Below are 21,433 nucleotides of genomic sequence, written 5' to 3'. Positions count from 1 at the left end.
TGGAAACCACAGAGGGATTTGCAGTGTTTGTTAGGGTAATCTGAGCCCCTTTGCCTCTGCCGAGCGTTCCATGTCCGACTTGCTCGACCGTTACCCGCTGACCGCGGGCACTTATCACGAACTGCTGGATGGCAGCGGCGCGGTGCGTGCCCATTGGCGGCGCTTGCTTGATCACCTGCAACGCAGCACCCCCGCGCAGTTGGCCCAGCGCCAGGCGCTGCTGACGCGGCAGATCCAGGAAAACGGCGTGACCTACAACGTCTATGCCGACCCCAAGGGCGCCGATCGGCCGTGGGAGCTGGACCTGCTGCCCCATGTGTTGGCGGCGGATGAATGGCAGCACCTGTCGGCCGGTATCGCCCAGCGGGCGCGCCTGCTCAATGCCGTGCTCGCTGATCTGTATGGCCCGCAACGCTTGATCAAAGAAGGCTTGCTGCCGGCGGAGTTGGTGTTCGGGCATAACAATTTCCTGTGGCCGTGCCAGGGTATCCAGCCCCCCGACGGTGCTTTCCTGCATCTGTACGCGGTGGACCTGGCGCGCACTCCGGATGGTCGTTGGTGGGTGACGGCCGACCGCACCCAGGCCCCATCGGGCGCCGGTTATGCGTTGGAAAATCGCACCATCGTGTCTCGCGCCTTCCCGGACTTGTACCGTGACTTGCAGGTGCAGCACCTCACCGGTTTCTTCCGCACGCTCCAGGAAACCTTGGTCCGCCAGGCGCCCGGCGATGACCAGACACCGCTGATCGTGCTGCTCACCCCAGGCCGCTTCAACGAAAGCTACTTCGAACATCTCTACCTGGCGCGCCAGCTCGGCTATCCGCTGGTGGAAGGTGGCGACCTCACCGTGCGCGACAGCACCGTGTTCCTCAAAACCCTCAGCGGTCTGCGCCGGGTGCACGCGATCATGCGGCGCCTGGACGACGACTTCTGCGACCCGCTTGAACTGCGCACCGACTCGGCCCTCGGCGTGCCGGGCTTGTTGGATGCGGTGCGCCAGGGCAATGTGCTGGTGGCCAATGCCTTGGGCAGCGGCGTGCTGGAGTCGCCCGGGTTGCTGGGGTTCCTGCCGAAAATCAACGAGTTTTTGTTCGGCGAAGAACTGATCCTGCCGTCCATCGCCACCTGGTGGTGCGGTGAAGCACCGGTGCTCGCCGAAGCCTTGGAAAAACTGCCGGAGCTGCTGATCAAACCCGCGTTCCCCTCGCAGAGTTTCGCCCCGGTGTTTGGCCGCGATCTGAACGATGAGCAGCGCGAGGCCCTGGCCGAACGCATGCGTGCGCGGCCGTACGCCTACGTCGCCCAGGAGCTGGCGCAACTGTCCCAGGCACCGGTGTGGCACACCGTGGATGACCACCTGCAGCACCGTGCCATCGGCATGCGTGTGTACGCCGTGGCCAGTAACGAGGGCTATCGCGTATTGCCCGGCGGCCTGACCCGTGTGGCTGCTGAGGCCGATGCCGAAGTGGTGTCGATGCAACGCGGCGGTGCGAGCAAAGACACCTGGGTGCTCGGCGAACGCGCCCCCGGTGGTGAGCAGTGGCGTGCCCAGCGCACGATTGGTGCCCATGACCTGGTGCGCCGCGATCCTTATCTGCCGTCGCGGGTGGTGGAAAACCTGTTCTGGTTTGGCCGTTACTGCGAGCGCTGCGATGACAGCGCGCGCTGGTTGCGAATCGTGCTGGCGCGTTATGTCGACGGCGACGATCCCTTGGCGTTGCAGGCGGCGGTGGAGCTGGGCGAAAACCTGCGCCTGCTGCCGGAAGAGGGCGAACTGCCGGAGCGTCTGCTCGCAGCGTTGCTCGGCGATGACTGGCCATCGAGCCTGCGCGCCAACCTGCAACGCTTGCAGTGGGCGGCGTCCCAGGTGCGTGGCAAGTTGTCCCGCGAGAACTGGCAGGCCTTGGTGGAGTTGCAACGTGAAGCCATGGAGCTGGAAAGTGAAGCGCCGGACTTTGGCGAGTTGCTGGATTTTCTCAACCGCCTGGTGATGTCTTTGGCGGCGCTGTCCGGGTTTGCCCTGGACGACATGACCCGCGACGAAGGCTGGCGTTTCCTGATGATGGGCCGGCGCATAGAACGCCTGCAATTCTTAAGCAGCAGCCTGGCGGCGTTCCTGCGTGGCGTCGCGGTGTTCGATCAGGCGGGGCTGGAGTGGTTGCTGGAGTTGGGCAACAGCAGCATCACATACCGCTCGCGCTACTTGGCGGTGCCACAGTTGATTCCGGTGCTCGACCTGTTGCTGCTCGATGAGCAGAACCCCCATGCCGTGCTGTTCCAGCTCAAATTGGTCAGTCGCACTTTGCGTCGCCTTAATGATGATTTTGGTGTGCCACGGGAAACGGGCCTGGCGCCCTTGGTGGAGCGCCTGGCGCGTTTCGACTTGAGTTGCCTGGAGAACCCGCTGTTTGGCGAGTCCAGCGTACGTGCTGCGTTGGACGGTCTGGCCGATCTGCTGCAAGCGGTGGCCGATGAAAGCGGGCAAGTGTCGGATCGCCTCGCGTTGCGCCATTTTGCCCATGTGGATGATGTCAGCCAGCAAACGGTGTCGGTGTAATGAGCGCGCGCTATCAGATTTTCCACGATACCCACTACCACTACGACAGCCCGGTGTCCCTGGCCCAGCAGTTGGCGCACTTATGGCCACGACCCTGTGCCTGGCAACGCTGCACGTCGCAACAACTGGATATCAGCCCGGAGCCGACCTCGCGCCGCGATGAGCTGGATGTATACGGCAACCCGATCACCCGCCTGGCGTTCGAGCGGCCTCACGATGAATTGCTGGTCAACGCTGGGCTGACCGTGGAGGTGCTGGCGCGGCCTGTACTGGATTTTCGGCAGTCGCCGGCCTGGGATCAGACCCGTGACAGTCTGACCTACAGCAGCCAGCCGATGACCCCTGAGCGAATCGAAGCCTGTCGGTATCGCTTTGAATCACCCTACGTGCACCTGAAAAAAACCTTCGTCGAGTTCTCCGAAAGTTGTTTTCCCCCTGGCGAACCCTTGTTGTTGGGCGTGCAGGCGCTGATGGAAAAGATTTTCAGTGAATTCACCTTCGATGCCGAAGCGACCCAAGTCGCCACACCGCTGGTGGAAGTGCTGGAACGCCGCCGTGGCGTGTGTCAGGACTTCGCCCACCTGATGCTCGCCTGCCTGCGTTCGCGGGGCTTGGCTGCGCGGTATATCAGCGGCTACCTGCTCACCCAGCCACCGCCCGGCCAGCCACGGCTGATCGGTGCTGATGCGTCCCACGCGTGGGTATCAGTGTTTTGCCCGGTGTCAGGCTGGGTAGATTTTGATCCGACGAACAATGTGCAGCCGGCACTGGAGCACATCACCTTGGCCTGGGGCAGGGACTTTTCCGATGTGTCGCCGTTGCGTGGGGTAATTCTGGGGGAGGGAACCATGACCCGGAGGTGCGGGTGACGGTGATGCCGCTGGAATAACGGTGGAGTGTGGTGAGACAGGGGGGGCCTGCTCACCACAACAGAATTTATTCAGCCGGGTCTTTCGGGGTTTCGGTCTCGTCTGCTGCCACTTCACCTTCCGCGTCCGGGTTCAGTGCGCCCGCTTCTTCATCGACAGCGGCTTTCTTGCGTTGCAGTTTTTCCTCTTTCTTCTGTTCCTTGGCCAAGTCTCTCTGACGTTTGGCGAAGGAGTAATTAGGTTTGGCCATGGGCGATCCTCTAGGGTCGAAGGTGAGGGTGGCGGCGCGCAGCTGCCTTGTGACGACATGGTAGCAGCTTCAAGGGGCGCTTTGCCTTCACTTACCGCAGGCGTACGCGGCCAGCAGGCCATTGAACAGGTGATTGAGGCGCATGGTTCGGACTCCAGTGGGTGATGGGCCGATCATAGGCAGGTACTGCTACTTTGGCTGGTAGATTGTGTTAATAAGTCTGATAGCCTAAAGTTGTATACAATCTGTTGATTCAGATCATAAGAATTCAAGCCTGCTTGAGGCACCCTTACCGCAATCCGCGTTTTATAAACCCTGCCTTGGAGATTCACATGTTTGCCAAACTCGTTGCTGTTTCCCTGCTGACTTTGGCCAGTGGCCAGTTGTTTGCCGCAGAGTGCAATGTCACCGTCGACTCCACCGATCAGATGTCCTTCAACACCAAGGAAATCGTGATCGACAAGAGCTGCAAGACGTTCACCGTGAACCTGGAACACTCGGGCAGCTTGCCGAAAAACGTCATGGGCCATAACTGGGTGCTGACCACTGCCGCCAACATGCAACCGGTTGCCACTGACGGCATGGCCGCTGGCATCGACAAGAACTACCTGAAAGAGGGTGACGACCGCATCATCGCCCACACCAAGCTGATCGGTGCCGGCGAGAAAGATTCGGTGACTTTCGATGTTTCCAAGCTGGCTGCTGGTACGGACTACGCGTTCTTCTGCTCTTTCCCAGGCCACATCTCGATGATGAAAGGCACTGTGGTCGTCAAGTAAGACCGGGTTATCGTTTATCGGGAGCAAGCCCCTCCCACACTTGACCGAGTTCCAACATGAGAATGCGATCAAATGTGGGAGGGGGCTTGCTCCCGATAGCGGCCTGCCAATCAACACAAAAATATCTGGCTCACCTCACGGCGCAAACGGCATCACCCGCTTGTGCTCAGTCTTGCGATAGGTCTCGCAGATAATCCTGAACGCCTCTTCGCGCACCGGTTCACCGTGCAGGAACGCATCGATCTCGGCATACGTCACGCCATGTGACGCTTCATCCGGCTTACCTGGCGACAGGTCTTCAAGGTCGGCCGTCGGCACCTTCTCCACCAACGACTCCGGCGCGCCAAAGTGCCGTGCAATCGCGCGTACCTGGTTTTTTACCAGCCCGCTCAACGGCGCCAGATCGCATGCACCGTCACCGAACTTGGTGAAAAACCCCATGACCGCTTCCGCCGCATGGTCGGTGCCGATCACCAAACCACCGGCCGCGCCGGCGATGGTGTATTGCGCCACCATCCGCATGCGCGCCTTGGTGTTGCCAAGCACGAAGTCACGGGACACCGCCGCCTTGCCTTCAAACGCCGCCACTTCACTGGCCAGGGCTTTCACCGCCGGGCCGATGTTCACGGTGTGGCGCTCGTCGGGCTCGATAAAGTCCACCGATGCCTGGGCGTCGATTTCGTCGAACTGGGTTTCATAGGGCAGGCGCACGGCAATAAAGCGGTAGGCCTCGTCACCGGTGCTGGCGCGCAGTTCCTGCATCGCGCGCTGGGCCAACAGGCCGGCGGTCAGGGAATCGACGCCACCGCTGATGCCCAGCACCAATGTTTTGAGTCCGGAATTGCGCAGGCAGTCCTGGATAAAGGTCACGCGTCGGGCAACCTCGGCCTCAAGGGCGGCTTGGTCGTTGAACGGCGCTTGCACCTTGAGCTGTTCAGCAATCTCGCGCTGTACGGCTTGCATGATTCACTCCTTGCTGGAAATGGCAGGTACTTTGAAAACGTGACGCAAATAGGCGACAAAATTCGGGTCGGTGCAGTGGGTCTTGCCCGCTTCATCGGAGATTTTGGCGACGGGCTGGCCGTTGCAGGCGGTCATTTTAAGCACGATGCTCATCGGTTCCACTCCTGGAATATCGCAGGTCAGGTTGGTGCCGATGCCGAAGCTCACATTAATGCGACCGCGCAGCGCACGGAAAATCTCCAAGGCCTTGGGCAGCGACAGGCTGTCGGAGAACACCAGGGTTTTGCTCATCGGCTCGATACCCAGCTTGTGGTAGTGAGCGATGGCTTTTTCCGCCCACTGCACCGGGTCCCCAGAATCGTGGCGCAGGCCGTCGAACAGCTTGGCGAAGTACAAGTCGAAGTCGCCGAGGAACGCGTCGGTGGTGATGCAATCGGTCAGGGCGATGCCCAGCAGGCCACGGTATTCGCGGACCCAGCAATCGAGGGCGGCGATCTGGCTGTCGATCAGACGTGGCCCGAGTTGCTGGTGGGCCATGATCCATTCGTGGGCCATGGTACCCAGGGGCTTCATGTCCAGCTCGCGGGCCAGGTGCACGTTGCTGGTGCCGACAAAGCGCCCGGGGAAGTCATGCTTGAGCACATTGACCACTTCTTCCTGCACCCGGTACGAAAAGCGTCGGCGCGTCCCGAAGTCGGCCACTTGCAGCTCCGACAGTTCCTCGCTGCTGGCATTCGCCGCCAGCCAATCGAACTTGCGGTACAACTGCTCGCGGGCCTGTTCGAGGATCACGGTCTGGTAGCGGTAGCGGTTACGCACTTCGCTGACGATGGCCAGCATCGGCACTTCAAACAGGATCACATGCAGCCACGGCCCGCGCAGGCGGATAAACAACTCGCCGTTCTCGATGCCGGTCTGCACATAACGCAGGTTGAAGCGGAATAGCCCGAGGAAGCGCAGGAAGTCCGGTTTCATAAAGCTGATGCGTTCCAGGAAGCCCAGTTGGTCCGGGCTCAGGCTCAGCTCGGCGAGGCGTTCGATCTGGTAGCGAATCTCCGCCAGGTACGGGCGCAGGTCCTCGCTGTTACGGCAACGGAATTCCCATTCAACTTCCACGTTGGGGTAGTTGTGCAGCACCGCCTGCATCATGGTCAGCTTGTAGAAGTCGGTGTCGAGCAGGTTCTGCACGATGCGATCGGCAAACACACTCTCGCTCATAACGGGAATCTCCAGACGGGTCGGCGATGGGCGCCGGCCTTTACGCACAATTAAGGAAGGGGGCTAGTGGCGCATAGACCTGTGGGGTTTTGCCAGTGATTTTTTCAGTGAGGCCACTGGCGTCATCGGGGGCAAGCCTCCTCCCACACTTGGAATGTGTTTCAAATGTGGGAGGGGGCTTGCCCCGATGGCGGTATTCCAGGCACTAAAGAACCTGCTCCATCATCCACTTCACAAACTCGCGCACCTTGGGCACTTCCGCCGAATGCTCGGGATAGGCCAGGTAATACGCATCCTGGCTCGGCATCGCGTGCTGCCAGGGGATCACCAACTTGCCGTCGGCCAGTTCTTCTTCCACCAGAAACCGCGGCAGCAGCGCTACACCGCAGCCTACCTGCGCCGCTCGAATGCACATATAAAAGGTGTCGAAACGCGGCCCGTGGTAGCTGTGCTCGGTGTGATACCCCTGATCGGCGAACCAGTCATGCCAGCCCTGGGGTCGTGAGGCGTTTTGCAGCAGCACCAGTTCGCTCAGTTGCGTGGGGTCGTTGAAGGGCTTCGCGGGCAGACTTTCCGGTGCACACACCGGCACCAGTTCTTCGCTGAACAGCTTCAGGCTCTCGGTGCCGGGGCGCGAGCCCTGGCCGAAGTAGAAGGCCATGTCGGCCTTGCCTTGCAGCAGTTCGTCCGGCTCCTGCTCGTTGCACAGGTCCAGGTGGATCTGCGGATGGCGCAACCGCCAACCCTTGAGGCGCGGCACCAGCCAGCGCGCGCCGAAGGTGTAAGGCGTGGACACGCGCAGCACTTCGGTCTCGCCGCCGTAGGAGCGCAGGTAGTGGGTGGACATCTCCACTTGCGTGAGGATCTTGCGCACTTCCACCAGGTACAGGTCGCCCGCCGGGGTCATCTGCAAGCGGCGACGCACGCGGCGAAACAGCAGGTGTTGCAGCAGCTCTTCCAACTGCGCCACCTGTTTGCTGACCGCGCTTTGCGTGAGGTTCAACTCCTCGGCGGCGCGGGTGAAGCTCAGGTGGCGGGTGGCTGCTTCGAAACACTGCAGGGCGGTGATCGAGGGCAAATGTCTTTTGTTCAGCACGGCGTGCCTCTTTTTATGCTTTGCATGAATAAACGGAATGATATCTCGCCTAATCGTCGTTTGTTGGCAAGTCTTGAGCCAGCTACAAATAAGGTCTGGATTGCCGTGCGCGCCGCGGCGCGAATTTTCTGTTTGCAGTTTGAAGGAGTGACCCATGGTTGCCGCATTGCTTGATCGTCTCGGGGTGAACCCGTCGCTGTACCAGGCGGGCAAACAGCCCGTGCATTCGCCGATTGATGGCAGCCAAATCGGCAGTGTGCATTGGGAAGGTGCCGCCGAGGTGGAGCAACAGGTCAGTCGCGCCGAGCATGCATTCGACGCCTGGCGCAAAGTTCCAGCGCCGCGTCGCGGTGAGCTGGTGCGCCAATTCGGCGACGTGCTGCGCGAATACAAGGCCGACCTGGGCGAACTGGTGTCCTGGGAAGCGGGCAAGATCACCCAGGAAGGCTTGGGTGAAGTGCAGGAAATGATCGACATCTGCGATTTCGCGGTCGGTCTGTCGCGTCAGTTGTACGGCTTGACCATCGCTTCCGAGCGCCCAGGCCACCACATGCGTGAAACCTGGCACCCGCTGGGCGTGGTCGGCGTCATCAGCGCCTTCAACTTCCCGGTCGCCGTGTGGGCATGGAACACCGCCCTGGCCCTGGTGTGCGGCAACGCCGTGATCTGGAAACCCTCGGAAAAGACCCCGCTCACGGCCCTGGCTTGCCAGGCGCTGTTCGAGCGCGTGCTGAAGAAATTCGACGGCGCCCCTGAGTATCTGAGCCAAGTGATCATCGGTGGTCGCGATGCAGGCGCCGCGCTGGTGGATGACCCGCGTGTGGCGTTGATCAGCGCCACCGGCAGCACGCGCATGGGCCGCGAAGTGGCGCCGAAAGTCGCCGCACGTTTCGCTCGCAGCATCCTGGAACTGGGCGGCAACAACGCGATGATCCTCGGCCCAAGCGCCGACCTGGACATGGCCGTGCGCGCCATTCTGTTCAGCGCCGTCGGCACCGCCGGCCAGCGCTGCACCACCCTGCGCCGGCTGATTGCCCACGAGTCGGTCAAGGAAGAAATCGTCACCCGCCTCAAGGCCGCCTATTCCAAAGTGCGCATCGGCCACCCGCTGGAAGGCAACCTGATCGGCCCGCTGATCGACAAGCACGGTTTCGACAACATGCAGGACGCGCTGGAGCAAGCGCTGAGCGAAGGCGGCAAAGTGTTCGGCGGCAAGCGCCAGTTGGAAGACACATTCCCCAACGCCTACTACGTGTCGCCGGCCATTGTGGAGATGCCTGAGCAAAGCGACGTGGTGTGCACCGAAACCTTCGCGCCGATTCTGTATGTCGTCGGCTACACCGACTTCGCCGAAGCCCTGCGCCTGAACAACGCGGTGCCCCAAGGCCTGTCCTCGTGCATCTTCACCACTGACGTGCGTGAAGCCGAGCAGTTCATGTCGGCAGTCGGCAGTGACTGCGGCATTGCCAACGTCAATATCGGCCCAAGCGGCGCAGAAATTGGCGGCGCGTTTGGCGGTGAAAAAGAGACCGGCGGCGGTCGTGAGTCGGGTTCGGATGCGTGGCGCGGGTATATGCGCCGCCAGACCAATACCGTGAACTACTCGCTGGAACTGCCGCTGGCCCAAGGCATCACCTTCGACTGATTTCCTCAAGTCGGAGTGAGGTCAGTGTGCGAGGGGGCTTGCTCCCGATGGCGGTGAATTAGGTTTTAAGTGTTGTCTGATACACCGCCATCGGGAGCAAGCCCCCTCCCACATGTGACCTCATTTGCAGTTCGGAATAGATGTTTGTTGGGTCTCACCGGAGTCTGGCAATGGCATTACGCGAAACGTGTTTGTGGGAACACCTCACCCCTGGCCGGCCGGATCGCGCCGCGCTCAAGGGCGAGGTCAAGGTGGATGTGTGCGTGATCGGCGCCGGCATCACCGGATTGTCGGCCGCCATTCACTTGCTGGAACAGGGTAAAAGCGTCGCCGTGCTGGAGGCTCATCGCACTGGCCACGGCGGTTCGGGGCGCAATGTCGGGCTGGTGAACGCCGGTTTATGGATCCCCCCGGACGACATCGAAGCCGGTTTCGGCGAAGCGGTGGGCAGCCAGCTCAACCGCATGTTGGGCGCGGCACCGTCTCTGGTGTTCAGCCTCATCGACAAATACAACATCGATTGCCAATTGCGCCGCGAGGGCACCTTGCACATGGCGCACAACGCCCGTGGCGAGGCGGATTTGCGCAGTCGTGAAGAACAATGGAAGCGCCGTGGCGCGCCAGTGGAATTGCTCACCGGTCAGGCCTGCGAGCAAGCCACCGGCACTAAAAAAATTGCCGCCGCCTTGCTGGATCGGCGTGCGGGCACCTTGAATCCCATGGCCTACACCTCTGGGCTGGCCAATGCTGCGGTCGGGCTCGGCGGGCAGTTGTTTGACCATTCACCGGTCACCCAATTGGAGCGCCAAGGTGCACTTTGGTCGGTTCAGACCCAGCACGGGGCAGTGCAGGCTGCACAAGTGGTCGTTGCCTCCAATGCCTACACCGAAGGCGAATGGACCGAGCTGCGGCGTAACTTTTTCCCCGGTTATTACTACCAGGTCGCGTCGGCCCCGCTCACCGACGAAGCCGCCCAGCAGATTCTCCCTGGCGGCCAGGGATCGTGGGACACGCGTCAGGTATTGAGCAGTATCCGCCGCGATGCCGATGGTCGTTTATTGCTCGGCAGTCTGGGCAATGGCAACCAGAAACCGACGTGGTTCCTCAAGGCGTGGGCCGATCGGGTGCAGCAACACTACTTCCCGTACCTCAAATCGGTGCAGTGGGAATTCACCTGGACCGGCTGCATCGCGTTCACCCCCGATCACTTGATGCGCCTGTTCGAACCGGCCCCTGGACTGGTCGCTGTCACGGGCTATAACGGACGCGGCGTGACCACCGGCAGTGTGGTCGGCAAGGCGTTCGCCGACTACTTGTGTCACCAGGATCCCCAAGCGCTGCCGATTCCCTTCGCGCCCATGCAACCGTTGGCCGGAGTGGGTCTACGCAGTTGCCTGTACGAGGCGGGATTCTCGCTGTATCACGCCGGGCAATGCTTGAGGATCGTGATCTGATCAGCGAAATACCGCTCAGAAGCCTGCATTTTCTTAGCAGGCTACTAATCTGTATTGGTGCAGGTCGTAGCAATCACGCACTGTAAATGTGCAGTTCCGTTACGCACGCTGTTACAGGTGTGGAGCGGGGTGTTTATCCATTCGGTTGCAGGTGCGACCCGTCGCGGTTGTACTTTTTTAACTGGCTGGTTGCACCTGTCGAGGCTAGAGGGTTGCACGTCCTGGCAAGCGGCGTCGAAACGCCTGTAATAACAATGACACCGTGTCTTTTTGAAGAATAAAAACGTAATGGCACGGGGCTTGCTCTGAGCTTTCAGTGAAAAGTTTGAACGCAAGTTGTAGTGCCAAAAATCAAAAATATCGGAGCACCACTCATGTCCCAGACGTTTTACAAGAAAGGTTTTCTGGCCCTCGCCGTTGCAGCGGCGCTGGGTGTTTCTACGTTTGTTCAAGCTGATGTGAAGATTGGTGTAGCGGGGCCGATGACCGGCGCCAACGCCTCGTTCGGTGAGCAGTACATGAAGGGTGCCCAGGCGGCAGCCGAGGTGATCAACAAGGCCGGTGGCATCAACGGCGAGAAAGTTGTGCTGGTGGCAGGCGACGATGCCTGTGAGCCGAAACAGGCCGTTGCCGTGGCCAACCGCCTGGCTGACCAGGACAAAGTGATTGGCGTAGTCGGGCACTTCTGCTCGTCGAACACTATCCCGGCCTCCGAGGTTTACGACGAAGCGGGCATCATCGCGATCACCCCAGGCTCTACCAACCCACAAGTGACCGAACGTGGCCTTGGCGCCATGTTCCGCATGTGCGGCCGTGACGACCAGCAAGGTATCGTCGCCGGCGACTACATCGTCGATGTGCTCAAGGGCAAGAAAGTCGCGGTCATCAACGACAAGGACACTTACGGCAAAGGCCTGGCCGACGCCACCGCTGCCCAGTTGACCAAGCGCGGCGTCAAGCCGGTGCTGGAAGAAGGCCTGACCCGTGGCGAGAAGGACTTCAGTGCGCTGGTCACCAAGATCCGCTCCCTGGGCGCAGACGTCGTGTACTTCGGTGGCCTGCACCCGGAAGCCGGTCCATTGGTTCGCCAGATTCGTGAAGCTGGCCTGAAAGACGTCAAGTTCATGTCCGATGACGGCGTGGTGACTGATGAACTGGTGGCCACCGCTGGCGGCGCGCAATACGTCGATGGCGTCTACATGACCTTTGGTGCCGACCCGCGCCTGCTGCCTGACAGCAAGGCTGTCGTGGAAGAGTTCCGCAAGGCCGGCTACGAGCCAGAAGGCTACACCCTGTACGCCTACGCCTCGCTGCAGGCCCTGGCCGCCGGCTTCAACGGCGCCAAGTCCAACAAGGGCGAAGACGCGGCCAAATGGCTGAAAGCGCACCCGGTCAAAACCGTGATGGGCGAGAAGACCTGGGACTCGAAGGGCGACCTGAAAATCTCCGACTACGTGGTTTACCAGTGGGATAAAGACGGCAAATACCATCAGTTGGAAAAGCAGAAGTAATCCATGTGGGAGGGGGCTTGCTCCCGATAGCGGAGTGTCAGTCAACAGGTGTTCAGCTGACCCACCGCATCGGGGGCAAGCCCCCTCCCACATTGGGACCCGTGTTGTTATCGAGATCTGTTTTTTCCTCCAGAAGCGCCGCACACCCGCCGGTGTGCAGGTGCTCACCGCGTGAGATTGCGTTATGGATGGTATTTTCCTGCAGCAACTGGTCAACGGCCTGACCCTCGGGTCGGTCTATGGCCTGATCGCCATCGGCTACACAATGGTCTATGGCATCATTGGCATGATCAACTTCGCCCACGGCGAGGTTTATATGATTTCCGCTTACCTCGCGGCGATCAGTCTGGCACTGCTGGCTTACTTCGGCATCGAATCCTTCCCGCTGCTCATTCTTGGCACTCTGATCTTCACCGTGGTCGTCACCGGCGTTTACGGCTGGGTCATTGAGCGTGTCGCTTACAAACCGCTGCGCAACTCCACCCGACTGGCTCCGCTGATCAGCGCCATCGGTATCTCCCTGATCCTGCAGAACTACGCGCAGATCGCCCAGGGCGCCAAGCAACAAGGTATCCCAACCCTGCTGGCCGGGGCCTGGCGTGTCGATATCGGCACAGGCTTCGTGCAGCTTACGTACACCAAAGTGTTCATCCTGGTCGCGGCATTCGCCGGCATGGCATTGCTGACCTACATCATCAAGTACACCAAGCTCGGCCGCATGTGCCGCGCGACCCAGCAAGACCGCAAGATGGCCTCGATCCTGGGCATCAACACCGACCGCGTGATCTCCTACGTGTTTGTCATCGGTGCTGCCATGGCCGCACTGGCCGGTGTGCTCATCACCCTCAATTACGGCACCTTCGACTTCTATGCCGGCTTCATCATCGGCATCAAGGCATTTACCGCAGCGGTACTCGGCGGCATCGGTTCCCTGCCTGGGGCGATGCTGGGCGGGATCATCCTCGGTATCTCCGAGTCGTTGTTCTCAGGGTTGATCAACTCTGACTACAAAGACGTGTTCAGTTTCTCCCTGCTGGTGGTGATTCTGATTTTCCGTCCCCAGGGCCTGCTTGGTCGCCCACTTGTGGCGAAGGTGTAAACATGTCTGCTGCCAAACCTATCGATATCAAGAAAAGTGTCGTCGATACGATCCTTGCCGGACTGATTTCGCTGATCGTGTTCGGTCCGATCGTCGGCGTGGTCCTCGACGGCTACAGTTTCAACCTGGAACCTGCGCGCGTGGCCATCCTGGTCGCCATCGTGATGGCCGGGCGCTTTGCCCTCAGCCTGTTCCTGCAAACCCCCAAGGGCGTGAAGATTCTGCAGGGCTTCGAGAGCAGTGGCTCCGGCGTGCATGTACTGCCACCGGACTACAAGTCGCGGCTGCGCTGGATCATTCCGGCACTGATCGTGATCGCCATCGTGTTCCCGATCTTCGCCAACAAGTACCTGCTGACCGTGGTGATCCTCGGGCTGATCTACGTGTTGCTCGGCCTCGGCCTGAACATCGTGGTCGGCCTGGCCGGCTTGCTCGACCTGGGTTACGTGGCGTTCTACGCCATCGGTGCCTACGGCCTGGCATTGGGTTATCAGTACCTCGGCCTGGGCTTCTGGAGCGTGCTGCCCCTGGCCGCCATCGCGGCGGCACTGGCGGGGTGCATACTCGGGTTTCCGGTATTGCGAATGCACGGGGACTACCTGGCCATCGTGACCCTGGGCTTCGGTGAAATCATCCGCCTGGTGCTCAATAACTGGCTGTCGTTCACCGGTGGCCCGAACGGTATGCCGGTGCCTTCACCGACCTTCCTCGGCCTGGAGTTCGGGCGCAAGGCGAAGGAGGGTGGGATTCCGTTCCACGAATTCTTCGGCCTCGATTACAACCCCAACATCAAGTTCATGTTCATCTACATCGTGCTGTTCCTGGTGGTGCTGGCCGTGCTGTACATCAAGCACCGCCTGACCCGCATGCCGGTTGGCCGCGCCTGGGAAGCCTTGCGTGAAGATGAGATCGCTTGCCGTTCCATGGGCCTGAACCACGTGCTGGTCAAGCTTTCGGCATTCACCATCGGCGCATCTACTGCGGGTTTGGCCGGGGTGTTCTTTGCCAGCTACCAGGGCTTCGTCAACCCGTCGTCGTTCACCTTCTTCGAGTCGGCGCTGATCCTGGCCATCGTGGTCTTGGGCGGCATGGGCTCGACGGTCGGGGTGGTCATCGCGGCCTTCGTGTTGACCGTAGCGCCTGAATTGCTGCGCAGCTTCAGCGAATACCGCGTGCTGCTGTTTGGTGTGTTGATGGTGGTGATGATGATCTGGCGACCACGCGGCTTGATCCGCATCAGCCGTACCGGTGTGACCCCACGTAAAGGAGTGGCGCCATGAGCAAGGAAGTCGTCCTCTCCGTGGAACACCTGATGATGCACTTCGGTGGCATCAAGGCCTTGAGCGATGTGAGCCTCAAGGTCGAACGCAACTCGATCTTTGCCCTGATCGGCCCTAACGGCGCCGGCAAAACCACGGTATTCAACTGCCTCACCGGTTTTTACAAAGCCAGTGGCGGCAAGATCGAACTGAACATTCGTGGCAAGCAGACCAATGTGATCCAACTGCTGGGCGAGCGCTTCAAGGCCGTCGACTTTGTGTCGCCGAAAAGCTTCCTCAGCCGCGTGTACTACAAAATGTTCGGCGGCACCCACCTGGTCAACCGTGCCGGTTTGGCGCGGACCTTCCAGAACATTCGCCTGTTCAAGGAAATGTCGGTGTTGGAAAACCTGCTGGTGGCCCAGCACATGTGGGTCAACCGCAACATGCTCGCAGGCATCCTTAACACCAAGGGCTACCGCAAGGCCGAAAGCGATGCGCTCGACCACGCGTTCTACTGGCTGGAAGTTGTCGACCTGGTGGACTGCGCCAACCGCCTGGCCGGTGAGCTTTCCTATGGCCAACAGCGCCGCCTGGAAATCGCCCGCGCCATGTGCACCCGGCCGCAGATCATCTGCCTCGACGAGCCCGCTGCGGGCCTCAACCCCCAGGAAACCGAAGCCCTCAGCGCGATGATTCGCCTACTGCGCGACGAACACGACCTTACGGTGGTGCTGATCGAACACGACATGGGCATGGTGATGAGTATTTCCGACCACATCGTGGTGCTGGACCACGGCAACGTGATCGCCGAGGGCGGGCCGGAAGCGATCCGCAACGACCCTAAAGTGATTGCCGCCTACCTGGGCGCAGACGAAGAGGAGCTGGTATGAGTGCACCTATCCTCGAAATGAAGGACCTGGACGTGTTCTACGGTCCGATCCAGGCCCTGAAGAAAGTCTCGCTGCACATCAACGAAGGCGAAACCGTCAGCCTGATCGGCTCCAACGGCGCGGGTAAGTCCACGCTGCTGATGTCGATCTTCGGCCAGCCACGGGCTGAGTCGGGGCAGATCATCTACAACGGTGTCGACATTACCCACAAGTCGTCCCACTACATCGCCTCCAACGGCATCGCGCAGTCGCCGGAAGGGCGGCGGGTGTTCCCCGACATGACTGTCGAGGAAAACCTGCTGATGGGCACTATCCCCATTGGCGACAAATACGCTCAGGAAGACATGCAGCGCATGTTCGAGCTGTTCCCCCGCCTCAAGGAACGGCGCAACCAGCGCGCCATGACCATGTCCGGTGGTGAGCAGCAAATGCTTGCCATCGCACGCGCGCTGATGAGCCGGCCCAAGCTGTTGCTGTTGGATGAGCCGAGCCTGGGGTTGGCGCCGATTGTGGTGAAGCAGATCTTTTCCACCCTGCGCGAGCTGGCAGCCACCGGGATGACCATCTTCCTGGTGGAGCAGAACGCTAACCACGCACTGCGCTTGTCGGACCGGGCGTATGTGATGGTCAACGGCGAGATTCGCCTCACAGGCACCGGCAAGGAGCTGCTGGTGAACGAGGAAGTGCGCAACGCCTACCTCGGCGGGCACTGATCTAAAGCCTGACGCAAACCCCCTGTGGGAGCGGGCTTGCTCGCGAATGCGGTGTATCAGTCAATAGACTGGAACTGACCCACCGCTTTCGCGAGCAAGCCCGCTCCCACATTTGTTTTACGGTGTTCATAAGGGCGATCCCAAATTGTGGAAAACAAATCCAACCCCCCTCCAAAGCGCGACATATAGCCGCCGCAAATACCTGTTTTGTCACGCTTTTGACTTGTCCCCATCCACTGTGGAACCGGCTGTGGGTAACGTGGGAGTACCTGCCTGAACGCCTTTAAAACCGTGGCTTACAGCGTGGTGGTTGTTTTTTGATCAGCGGCTTTTTGGCGACCGGCCAAGGGGTTTGTCAACCTGTTTAAAGACACAGGTATATGACCGAAATATGACTCTTCAGCCTGTGGATAAGTCTGTGATTAAACTCTGGAAAGACCTCCGCAGAGGCCGGAATGACTGGCCTGGAGCCATCGTCCGGATTTCCACTCTGTCGATGGGCCTACATACGACCTCGCCAAGGTCAAGCAAAAAACTTTCTAAAATCGGCTGCAGGCCTTGTACACAGAGGCTTTCGGTATTTTGTACTTGCCCCCAAAGACTGTGGGCGCAGCTGTGGATAACCTGCGCGCATATGGCTGCAGGCCACGGTTCATAAGGCTTTGCTTGATATGATCAAAAAGTGATCAGCTTTACATGAAAGGGTGTGCTTAGCGGTTGCCGCGACGGCGGTGTAAGGGCATTCTGCTGGCTGTTTTTTTCCCGATGCCCGCAAGGAGAACACCATGTCCGACACGCTGTTTATTACTGGCGCAACTTCAGGTTTTGGCGAAGCCTGCGCCCGTCGTTTTGCTGAAGCCGGTTGGAAACTGGTGCTCACTGGCCGCCGCGCCGAGCGTTTGAATGCCTTGGTTGAAGAGCTTTCCAAGCAGACCGAAGTGCACGGCCTGGTCGTGGACGTGCGTGACCGCAAGGGCATGGAAGATGCCATCGCCAGTCTGCCGCCGTCGTTCGCCAAACTGCGTGGCCTGATCAACAACGCGGGCTTGGCCGTGGGCACTGATCCTGCGCCCAAGTGCAGCCTCGACGATTGGGAGACCATGGTCGATACCAACATCAAGGGCCTGCTGACCACCACCAACCTGCTGCTGCCGCGCTTGATCGCCCACGGCCGTGGCGCCGGCATCATCAACCTCGGCTCCATCGCCGGTAACTACCCGTACCCTGGCAGCCACGTGTACGGCGGCTCCAAGGCGTTTGTGAAGCAGTTCTCCCTGAACTTGCGTTGCGATCTGCAAGGCACCGGCGTGCGCGTGACGAACATCGAGCCAGGCCTGTGTGAGAGTGAATTCTCGCTGGTGCGCTTCGGCGGTGATCAGGCGCGTTATGACGCGACCTATGCCGGCGCTGAGCCGATCCAGCCGCAGGACATTGCCGACACCATCTTCTGGGTGATGAACACGCCGGCGCACGTCAACATCAACCGCCTGGAGCTGATGCCGGTGAGCCAGACCTGGGCCGGGTTTGCGATTGAGCGGGGCGGTAAGTAAGGCTTTAAACCGCGTCGCTGCCATCGGGAGCAAGCCCCTCTCACACTTGAGTGTGTTCACAAGTCGGAACGTGGGAACCCAATCCCATGTGGGAGGGGGTTTGCTCTTGATGGTGTCAAATCGGCCAAAACAGGCCATAAGGTACACTCCACTCCTGAAAACCCCACCGCATCGTGCGGTTCAAAGGTTTTGACGGGAGGAAATGTGAGTAACCGAGGTGAGCAGGCACTGCTCAAACAATCGACGATTCTGATGTTCGCGGTAGCGATCGCCGGGATTGTCACGGGTGTGATATCCGGCGCCCAATCTATTCTGTTCGACGGCTTTTTCTCGCTGATCGCCACCGCCATCAAGGTGTTGATGCTGATCACGGCCAAGTTGATCGCCAAGAAAAGCAACGCGCGCTTCCAGTTCGGCTACTGGCACCTGGAGCCGTTGGTGCTGCTGATCGAAGGCAGCTTTCTGCTGTTGATCGCCATCTACGCATTCCTCAACGGTGTGTTCGGCATGATCAATGGCGGGCGCGAGATCGAGTTGGGCCTGGTGATCATCTACGCGGCGGTGTTCACCGTCGTTGAGTTCGCCTACTTCTTCTATGTGCGCTACCGCAATCGCGCGCTCAAATCGTCGTTGATCCAGTTCGATAACATCAGTTGGCTGGTGGACGCGATGCTGTCGGTGGGCTTGCTGATCAGCTTTCTGGCGGCGCTGTTGCTCAAGTCCCAGGGCTATGGCGAGTGGGCGGTGTATGTCGACCCCTTGATCCTGATCCTGCTGGCCCTGAGCATGCTGGCGCCGGCCTTCAAGATCCTGCGCCCAGCGTTACGCGAGGTGCTGGGGATTGCCCCCGACCATTTGGACGACAAGGTTCGCGAAGTCATGGATGCGGTCCGCGCCAGCCATGGTTTCGACGACTACGTGTCCTACGTGCAAAAGCACGGGCGGGCGCGGTTTATCGAGATTCACGTGGTGCTGCCGGCGGATTACCCGGTGGATAACGTCGCCACCCTGGATAGGTTGCGCGAAGAGATATCCACAGGGCTCGGCACGCCGGATGCGGCGCGCTGGTTAACGATCAGTTTTACGGGCGACCGTAAATGGATTGCGTGAGGCCCTGATAGCAGGTCGCCAGATGATAAGGCGTGGTCGACGGCATATCCCGTCGGCTCACCGCGCCGTTGGCATCCAGGCATTCATGCCAGCCTTTCTCATGCAGGAAATGCTGTTGCAGCGCCAGCAATTGGCGTTGCAGCACCGCTTCGCTGTCGGGCCGCAAGGTCAGTGCCCGCAGGTATTCGGCCTGGGCCCAGATACGCTGGGTAGCGTCACGCACGCTGCCATCGAGGGCAAGCATGCCGCTGACCGCGCCGCTTAACGTATCCACACCCTTTTGCTCGGCGTAGGTAAACGCCCGGGTCAGTGAGGCATGCAACGGCGTGCCGCGTAACACGGACGACGACTCCAGCAAAAAAAACCACTCGAATTGATGCCCTGGCTCAAACCAGTTATCCACAGCACCCAGCGGTTTTTCCATCATCACGCCATGCTGGCGGTCGATGAAGCGCTGCTGCATGGCCGTCGCCAAGCCCAGCAGGGCCGCTTGTACGTCGGCGTCTTCACGCACGGCGAGGGTGGCGAGGAAGCCCTCGGCCAGGTGCATCAAGGGATTTTGCAGGGGGCCGGACTTGAGGGAAGACCAGTTACGTTCAAGTACCGCTTCATACAGGCCATCGCCCGTGGCGAAACGCTCGGCGACCACTTCAAGGGCGGCATTGAGCACCGATTCCACCAGCGGCTCGCGCAATTTGGCCCAGTAATGGGCGCAGGCGAAGATGATGAAGGCGTGGGTGTAGAGGTCTTTGCGCTTGTCCAGCGGTTGCCCGGCGGGGTCGACGCTGTAGAACCAGCCGCCGTATTCGGCGTCGTGGAAGTGCCGTTGCAGGGAACGGAACAACGCGGCGGCACGTTCTTCGGCAAAGGCAGCTCCGGGCTCGCCGATCAGGCTGGCGAACAGGTACAGCTGTCGAGCGCAGGCCATGGCGCGGTAGCGTTGCGGCGGCAAAGGCCGATGATCGGCATCCAGCGCCTCATAGGGCAACGCCAACTCGGCATTCCAGCCTGGGCCCTGCCAGAGCGGCACGATCAGGGTATGGAAGTGGGTGAGCACAGAATTCAACGTGGGCTGGGAAGCGATGGGCATTGGCTGGCGTCGTCACGGCAGGGGTGTAGGCGCGCATGGTAGCAGGCTTGCGTTCTGTGGTGTCTGTGCCAGCGCTATCGGGGGCAAGCCCCCTCCCACCTTTGAAGGTGTTCACGCATCAAAATGTGGAGGGGGCCGATGAGGCCCTCAATAGCCCCGCAAATCAGCCCGCGAGCAACCAAACCCCGGTCGCCGCTGAAGCAGCACCGGCAACCCGCACCAACGGGGCCGCCGCCGCAGGCAGAAACCGCACCACGGCATAGCCGGCAGCGTGCAACGCAGCAGTTGCCCCGACAAAACCGGCCGCATACGTCCAAGGGCTGGACATGTCCGGCAGCTCCAGGCCATGCGCCACCCCGTGGAACAGCGCAAACAACGCCGTAGCGCCCACAGCCATGAACAGTGGTGGACGCACCGCCAGCGCCACTGCCAGGCCCAGCGCCAGCACCGACGCGGCAATCCCGCTTTCCAGCGCGGGTAATCCCAGCCCTTCAAAACCCAGCACGCCGCCGATCAACATGGTGCCGACGAAGGTGCACGGCAGGGCCCAACGGGCGGCGCCTTTTTGCTGGGCTGCCCACAGGCCGACTGCAACCATGGCCAGCAGGTGATCAAGGCCGCCCAGTGGGTGGCTGATACCGGCCATCAGGCCATTGTCGCCGTGGCCGGGGTGAGCGAAAGCCAAAGCTGGGGCAAGCAGCAGAGCGGCGGCGGCGAAGAGTTTGTTGAGGCTCATAAACAGGTTCCTTATGGGTTGATCAGGCGGCAGTGGTCAGCAGGCCCTGGCGCTCGATAAAAGCGACGATCTCGTCCAGGCCGACGCCGGTTTTCTGGTTACTGAACACAAAGGGTTTGCCGTTGCGCATGCGCTGGGTGTCGCTGTTCATCAGCTCCAGCGAGGCGCCGACCAAGGGCGCCAGGTCGATCTTGTTGATCACCAGCAGGTCTGACTTGCAGATACCTGGGCCGCCTTTGCGCGGCAGTTTGTCGCCAGCGGAGACATCGATCACGTAGATGGTCAGGTCTGACAACTCCGGGCTGAACGTGGCCGACAGGTTATCGCCGCCGGACTCCACCAGGATCAGGTCCAGGCCGGGGAAGCGACGGTTGAGTTGGTCCACCGCTTCCAGGTTGATCGAGGCGTCTTCTCGGATGGCCGTATGCGGGCAGCCGCCGGTTTCCACGCCGATGATGCGTTCGGGCGCCAGGGCCTCGTTACGTACCAGGAAGTCGGCGTCTTCGCGGGTGTAGATGTCGTTGGTGACCACTGCCAGGTTGTAGCGGTCGCGCAGCGCGAGGCACAGGGCAAGGGTCAGGGCGGTTTTGCCGGAGCCGACCGGGCCGCCGATGCCGACGCGCAGGGGTTGTGTGTTCATT

18 protein-coding genes and 1 pseudogene are annotated in these 21,433 nt (G+C 60.6%); 12 read left to right on the top strand and 7 right to left on the bottom strand.

Translation table 11 applies throughout. The features are described 5' to 3' along the window. The first annotated feature begins 70 nt into the window (after positions 1-70). Positions 71-2,557, top strand: coding sequence for a circularly permuted type 2 ATP-grasp protein (locus tag AB4N82_RS07165; protein ID WP_122764189.1), 2,487 nt, complete (start codon positions 71-73; stop codon positions 2,555-2,557). Then, positions 2,557-3,446, top strand: a pseudogene (locus AB4N82_RS07160) (transglutaminase family protein). Before AB4N82_RS07165 ends, AB4N82_RS07160 begins: the two are co-directional and overlap by 1 nt. A 47-nt stretch (positions 3,447-3,493) precedes the next feature. Here the strand turns inward: AB4N82_RS07160 and AB4N82_RS07155 are convergent. After that, a complete protein-coding gene (locus AB4N82_RS07155) occupies positions 3,494-3,676 on the bottom strand; it encodes a hypothetical protein (protein WP_032890516.1) in 183 nt (60 codons plus the stop codon). 332 nt (positions 3,677-4,008) lie between these two features. Between AB4N82_RS07155 and azu the strand changes: the two genes are divergently transcribed. Continuing rightward, positions 4,009-4,455: an azurin gene (gene azu / locus AB4N82_RS07150; protein ID WP_032890518.1), complete on the top strand. Its 447-nt coding sequence runs from the start codon at positions 4,009-4,011 to the stop codon at positions 4,453-4,455. Between the two features lie 135 nt (positions 4,456-4,590). Here the strand turns inward: azu and nadE are convergent, their stop codons facing one another. From nadE to AB4N82_RS07135, 3 genes are all read right to left on the bottom strand, one after another. Beyond that, entirely contained in the window at positions 4,591-5,418 is an 828-nt protein-coding gene (nadE, locus tag AB4N82_RS07145) for an ammonia-dependent NAD(+) synthetase (RefSeq protein ID WP_032890520.1), read from the bottom strand. A gap of 3 nt (positions 5,419-5,421) precedes the next feature. After that, positions 5,422-6,636: a nicotinate phosphoribosyltransferase gene (gene pncB / locus AB4N82_RS07140; RefSeq protein ID WP_122764188.1), complete on the bottom strand. Its 1,215-nt coding sequence runs from the start codon at positions 6,634-6,636 to the stop codon at positions 5,422-5,424. A gap of 205 nt (positions 6,637-6,841) precedes the next feature. After that, on the bottom strand, positions 6,842-7,732 hold the full coding sequence (locus AB4N82_RS07135; protein ID WP_032890523.1) for a LysR family transcriptional regulator: 891 nt from the start codon (positions 7,730-7,732) through the stop codon (positions 6,842-6,844). A 154-nt stretch (positions 7,733-7,886) separates the two neighbouring features. On the opposite strand from AB4N82_RS07135, the gene amaB reads away from it, so the two are divergent. The 9 genes from amaB (at position 7,887) to AB4N82_RS07090 (ending at position 18,966) form a co-directional block, all read left to right on the top strand. Then, entirely contained in the window at positions 7,887-9,377 is a 1,491-nt protein-coding gene (amaB, locus tag AB4N82_RS07130) for an L-piperidine-6-carboxylate dehydrogenase (protein ID WP_095186059.1), read from the top strand. Positions 9,378-9,547: 170 nt separating this feature from the next. Next, complete coding sequence (gene amaA / locus AB4N82_RS07125) at positions 9,548-10,831, top strand: L-pipecolate oxidase (protein ID WP_032890528.1); 1,284 nt, start codon at positions 9,548-9,550, stop codon at positions 10,829-10,831. Positions 10,832-11,205: 374 nt separating this feature from the next. Next, positions 11,206-12,342 (top strand): branched-chain amino acid ABC transporter substrate-binding protein, encoded by a 1,137-nt coding sequence (locus AB4N82_RS07120; RefSeq protein WP_095186057.1) that lies wholly within the window; start codon positions 11,206-11,208, stop codon positions 12,340-12,342. Between the two features lie 184 nt (positions 12,343-12,526). Beyond that, positions 12,527-13,441: an ABC transporter permease subunit gene (locus AB4N82_RS07115; RefSeq protein ID WP_003188099.1), complete on the top strand. Its 915-nt coding sequence runs from the start codon at positions 12,527-12,529 to the stop codon at positions 13,439-13,441. 2 nt (positions 13,442-13,443) lie between these two features. Beyond that, positions 13,444-14,721: a high-affinity branched-chain amino acid ABC transporter permease LivM gene (livM, locus tag AB4N82_RS07110; protein ID WP_032890532.1), complete on the top strand. Its 1,278-nt coding sequence runs from the start codon at positions 13,444-13,446 to the stop codon at positions 14,719-14,721. Then, on the top strand, positions 14,718-15,593 hold the full coding sequence (locus AB4N82_RS07105; protein WP_027607703.1) for an ABC transporter ATP-binding protein: 876 nt from the start codon (positions 14,718-14,720) through the stop codon (positions 15,591-15,593). The genes livM and AB4N82_RS07105 overlap by 4 nt, the downstream gene beginning before the upstream one ends. Then, positions 15,590-16,306: an ABC transporter ATP-binding protein gene (locus tag AB4N82_RS07100; RefSeq protein ID WP_032890534.1), complete on the top strand. Its 717-nt coding sequence runs from the start codon at positions 15,590-15,592 to the stop codon at positions 16,304-16,306. Before AB4N82_RS07105 ends, AB4N82_RS07100 begins: the two co-directional genes overlap by 4 nt. A gap of 785 nt (positions 16,307-17,091) precedes the next feature. Beyond that, the gene (locus AB4N82_RS07095; protein WP_032890536.1) at positions 17,092-17,856 is read left to right on the top strand and encodes an SDR family oxidoreductase; all 765 of its coding nucleotides are present in this window, start codon (positions 17,092-17,094) and stop codon (positions 17,854-17,856) included. Between the two features lie 204 nt (positions 17,857-18,060). Continuing rightward, entirely contained in the window at positions 18,061-18,966 is a 906-nt protein-coding gene (locus tag AB4N82_RS07090) for a cation diffusion facilitator family transporter (protein ID WP_122764187.1), read from the top strand. Here AB4N82_RS07090 and AB4N82_RS07085 read toward each other — a convergent pair. From AB4N82_RS07085 to ureG, 3 genes are all read right to left on the bottom strand, one after another. Then, the gene (locus tag AB4N82_RS07085; protein ID WP_122764186.1) at positions 18,938-20,056 is read right to left on the bottom strand and encodes an AGE family epimerase/isomerase; all 1,119 of its coding nucleotides are present in this window, start codon (positions 20,054-20,056) and stop codon (positions 18,938-18,940) included. The genes AB4N82_RS07090 and AB4N82_RS07085 overlap by 29 nt on opposite strands. Before the next feature lie 163 nt (positions 20,057-20,219). After that, a complete protein-coding gene (locus AB4N82_RS07080; RefSeq protein WP_122764185.1) occupies positions 20,220-20,792 on the bottom strand; it encodes a HupE/UreJ family protein in 573 nt (190 codons plus the stop codon). Positions 20,793-20,814: 22 nt separating this feature from the next. Next, complete coding sequence (ureG, locus tag AB4N82_RS07075; RefSeq protein ID WP_032890544.1) at positions 20,815-21,432, bottom strand: urease accessory protein UreG; 618 nt, start codon at positions 21,430-21,432, stop codon at positions 20,815-20,817. Between the last annotated feature and the right edge of the window lies 1 nt (position 21,433).

It is taken from the genome of Pseudomonas sp. H1_D04, from assembly GCF_054683855.1.
Note: the sequence above shows the minus strand (reverse complement) of the source record. Positions and strands in the feature narration are given on the sequence as shown.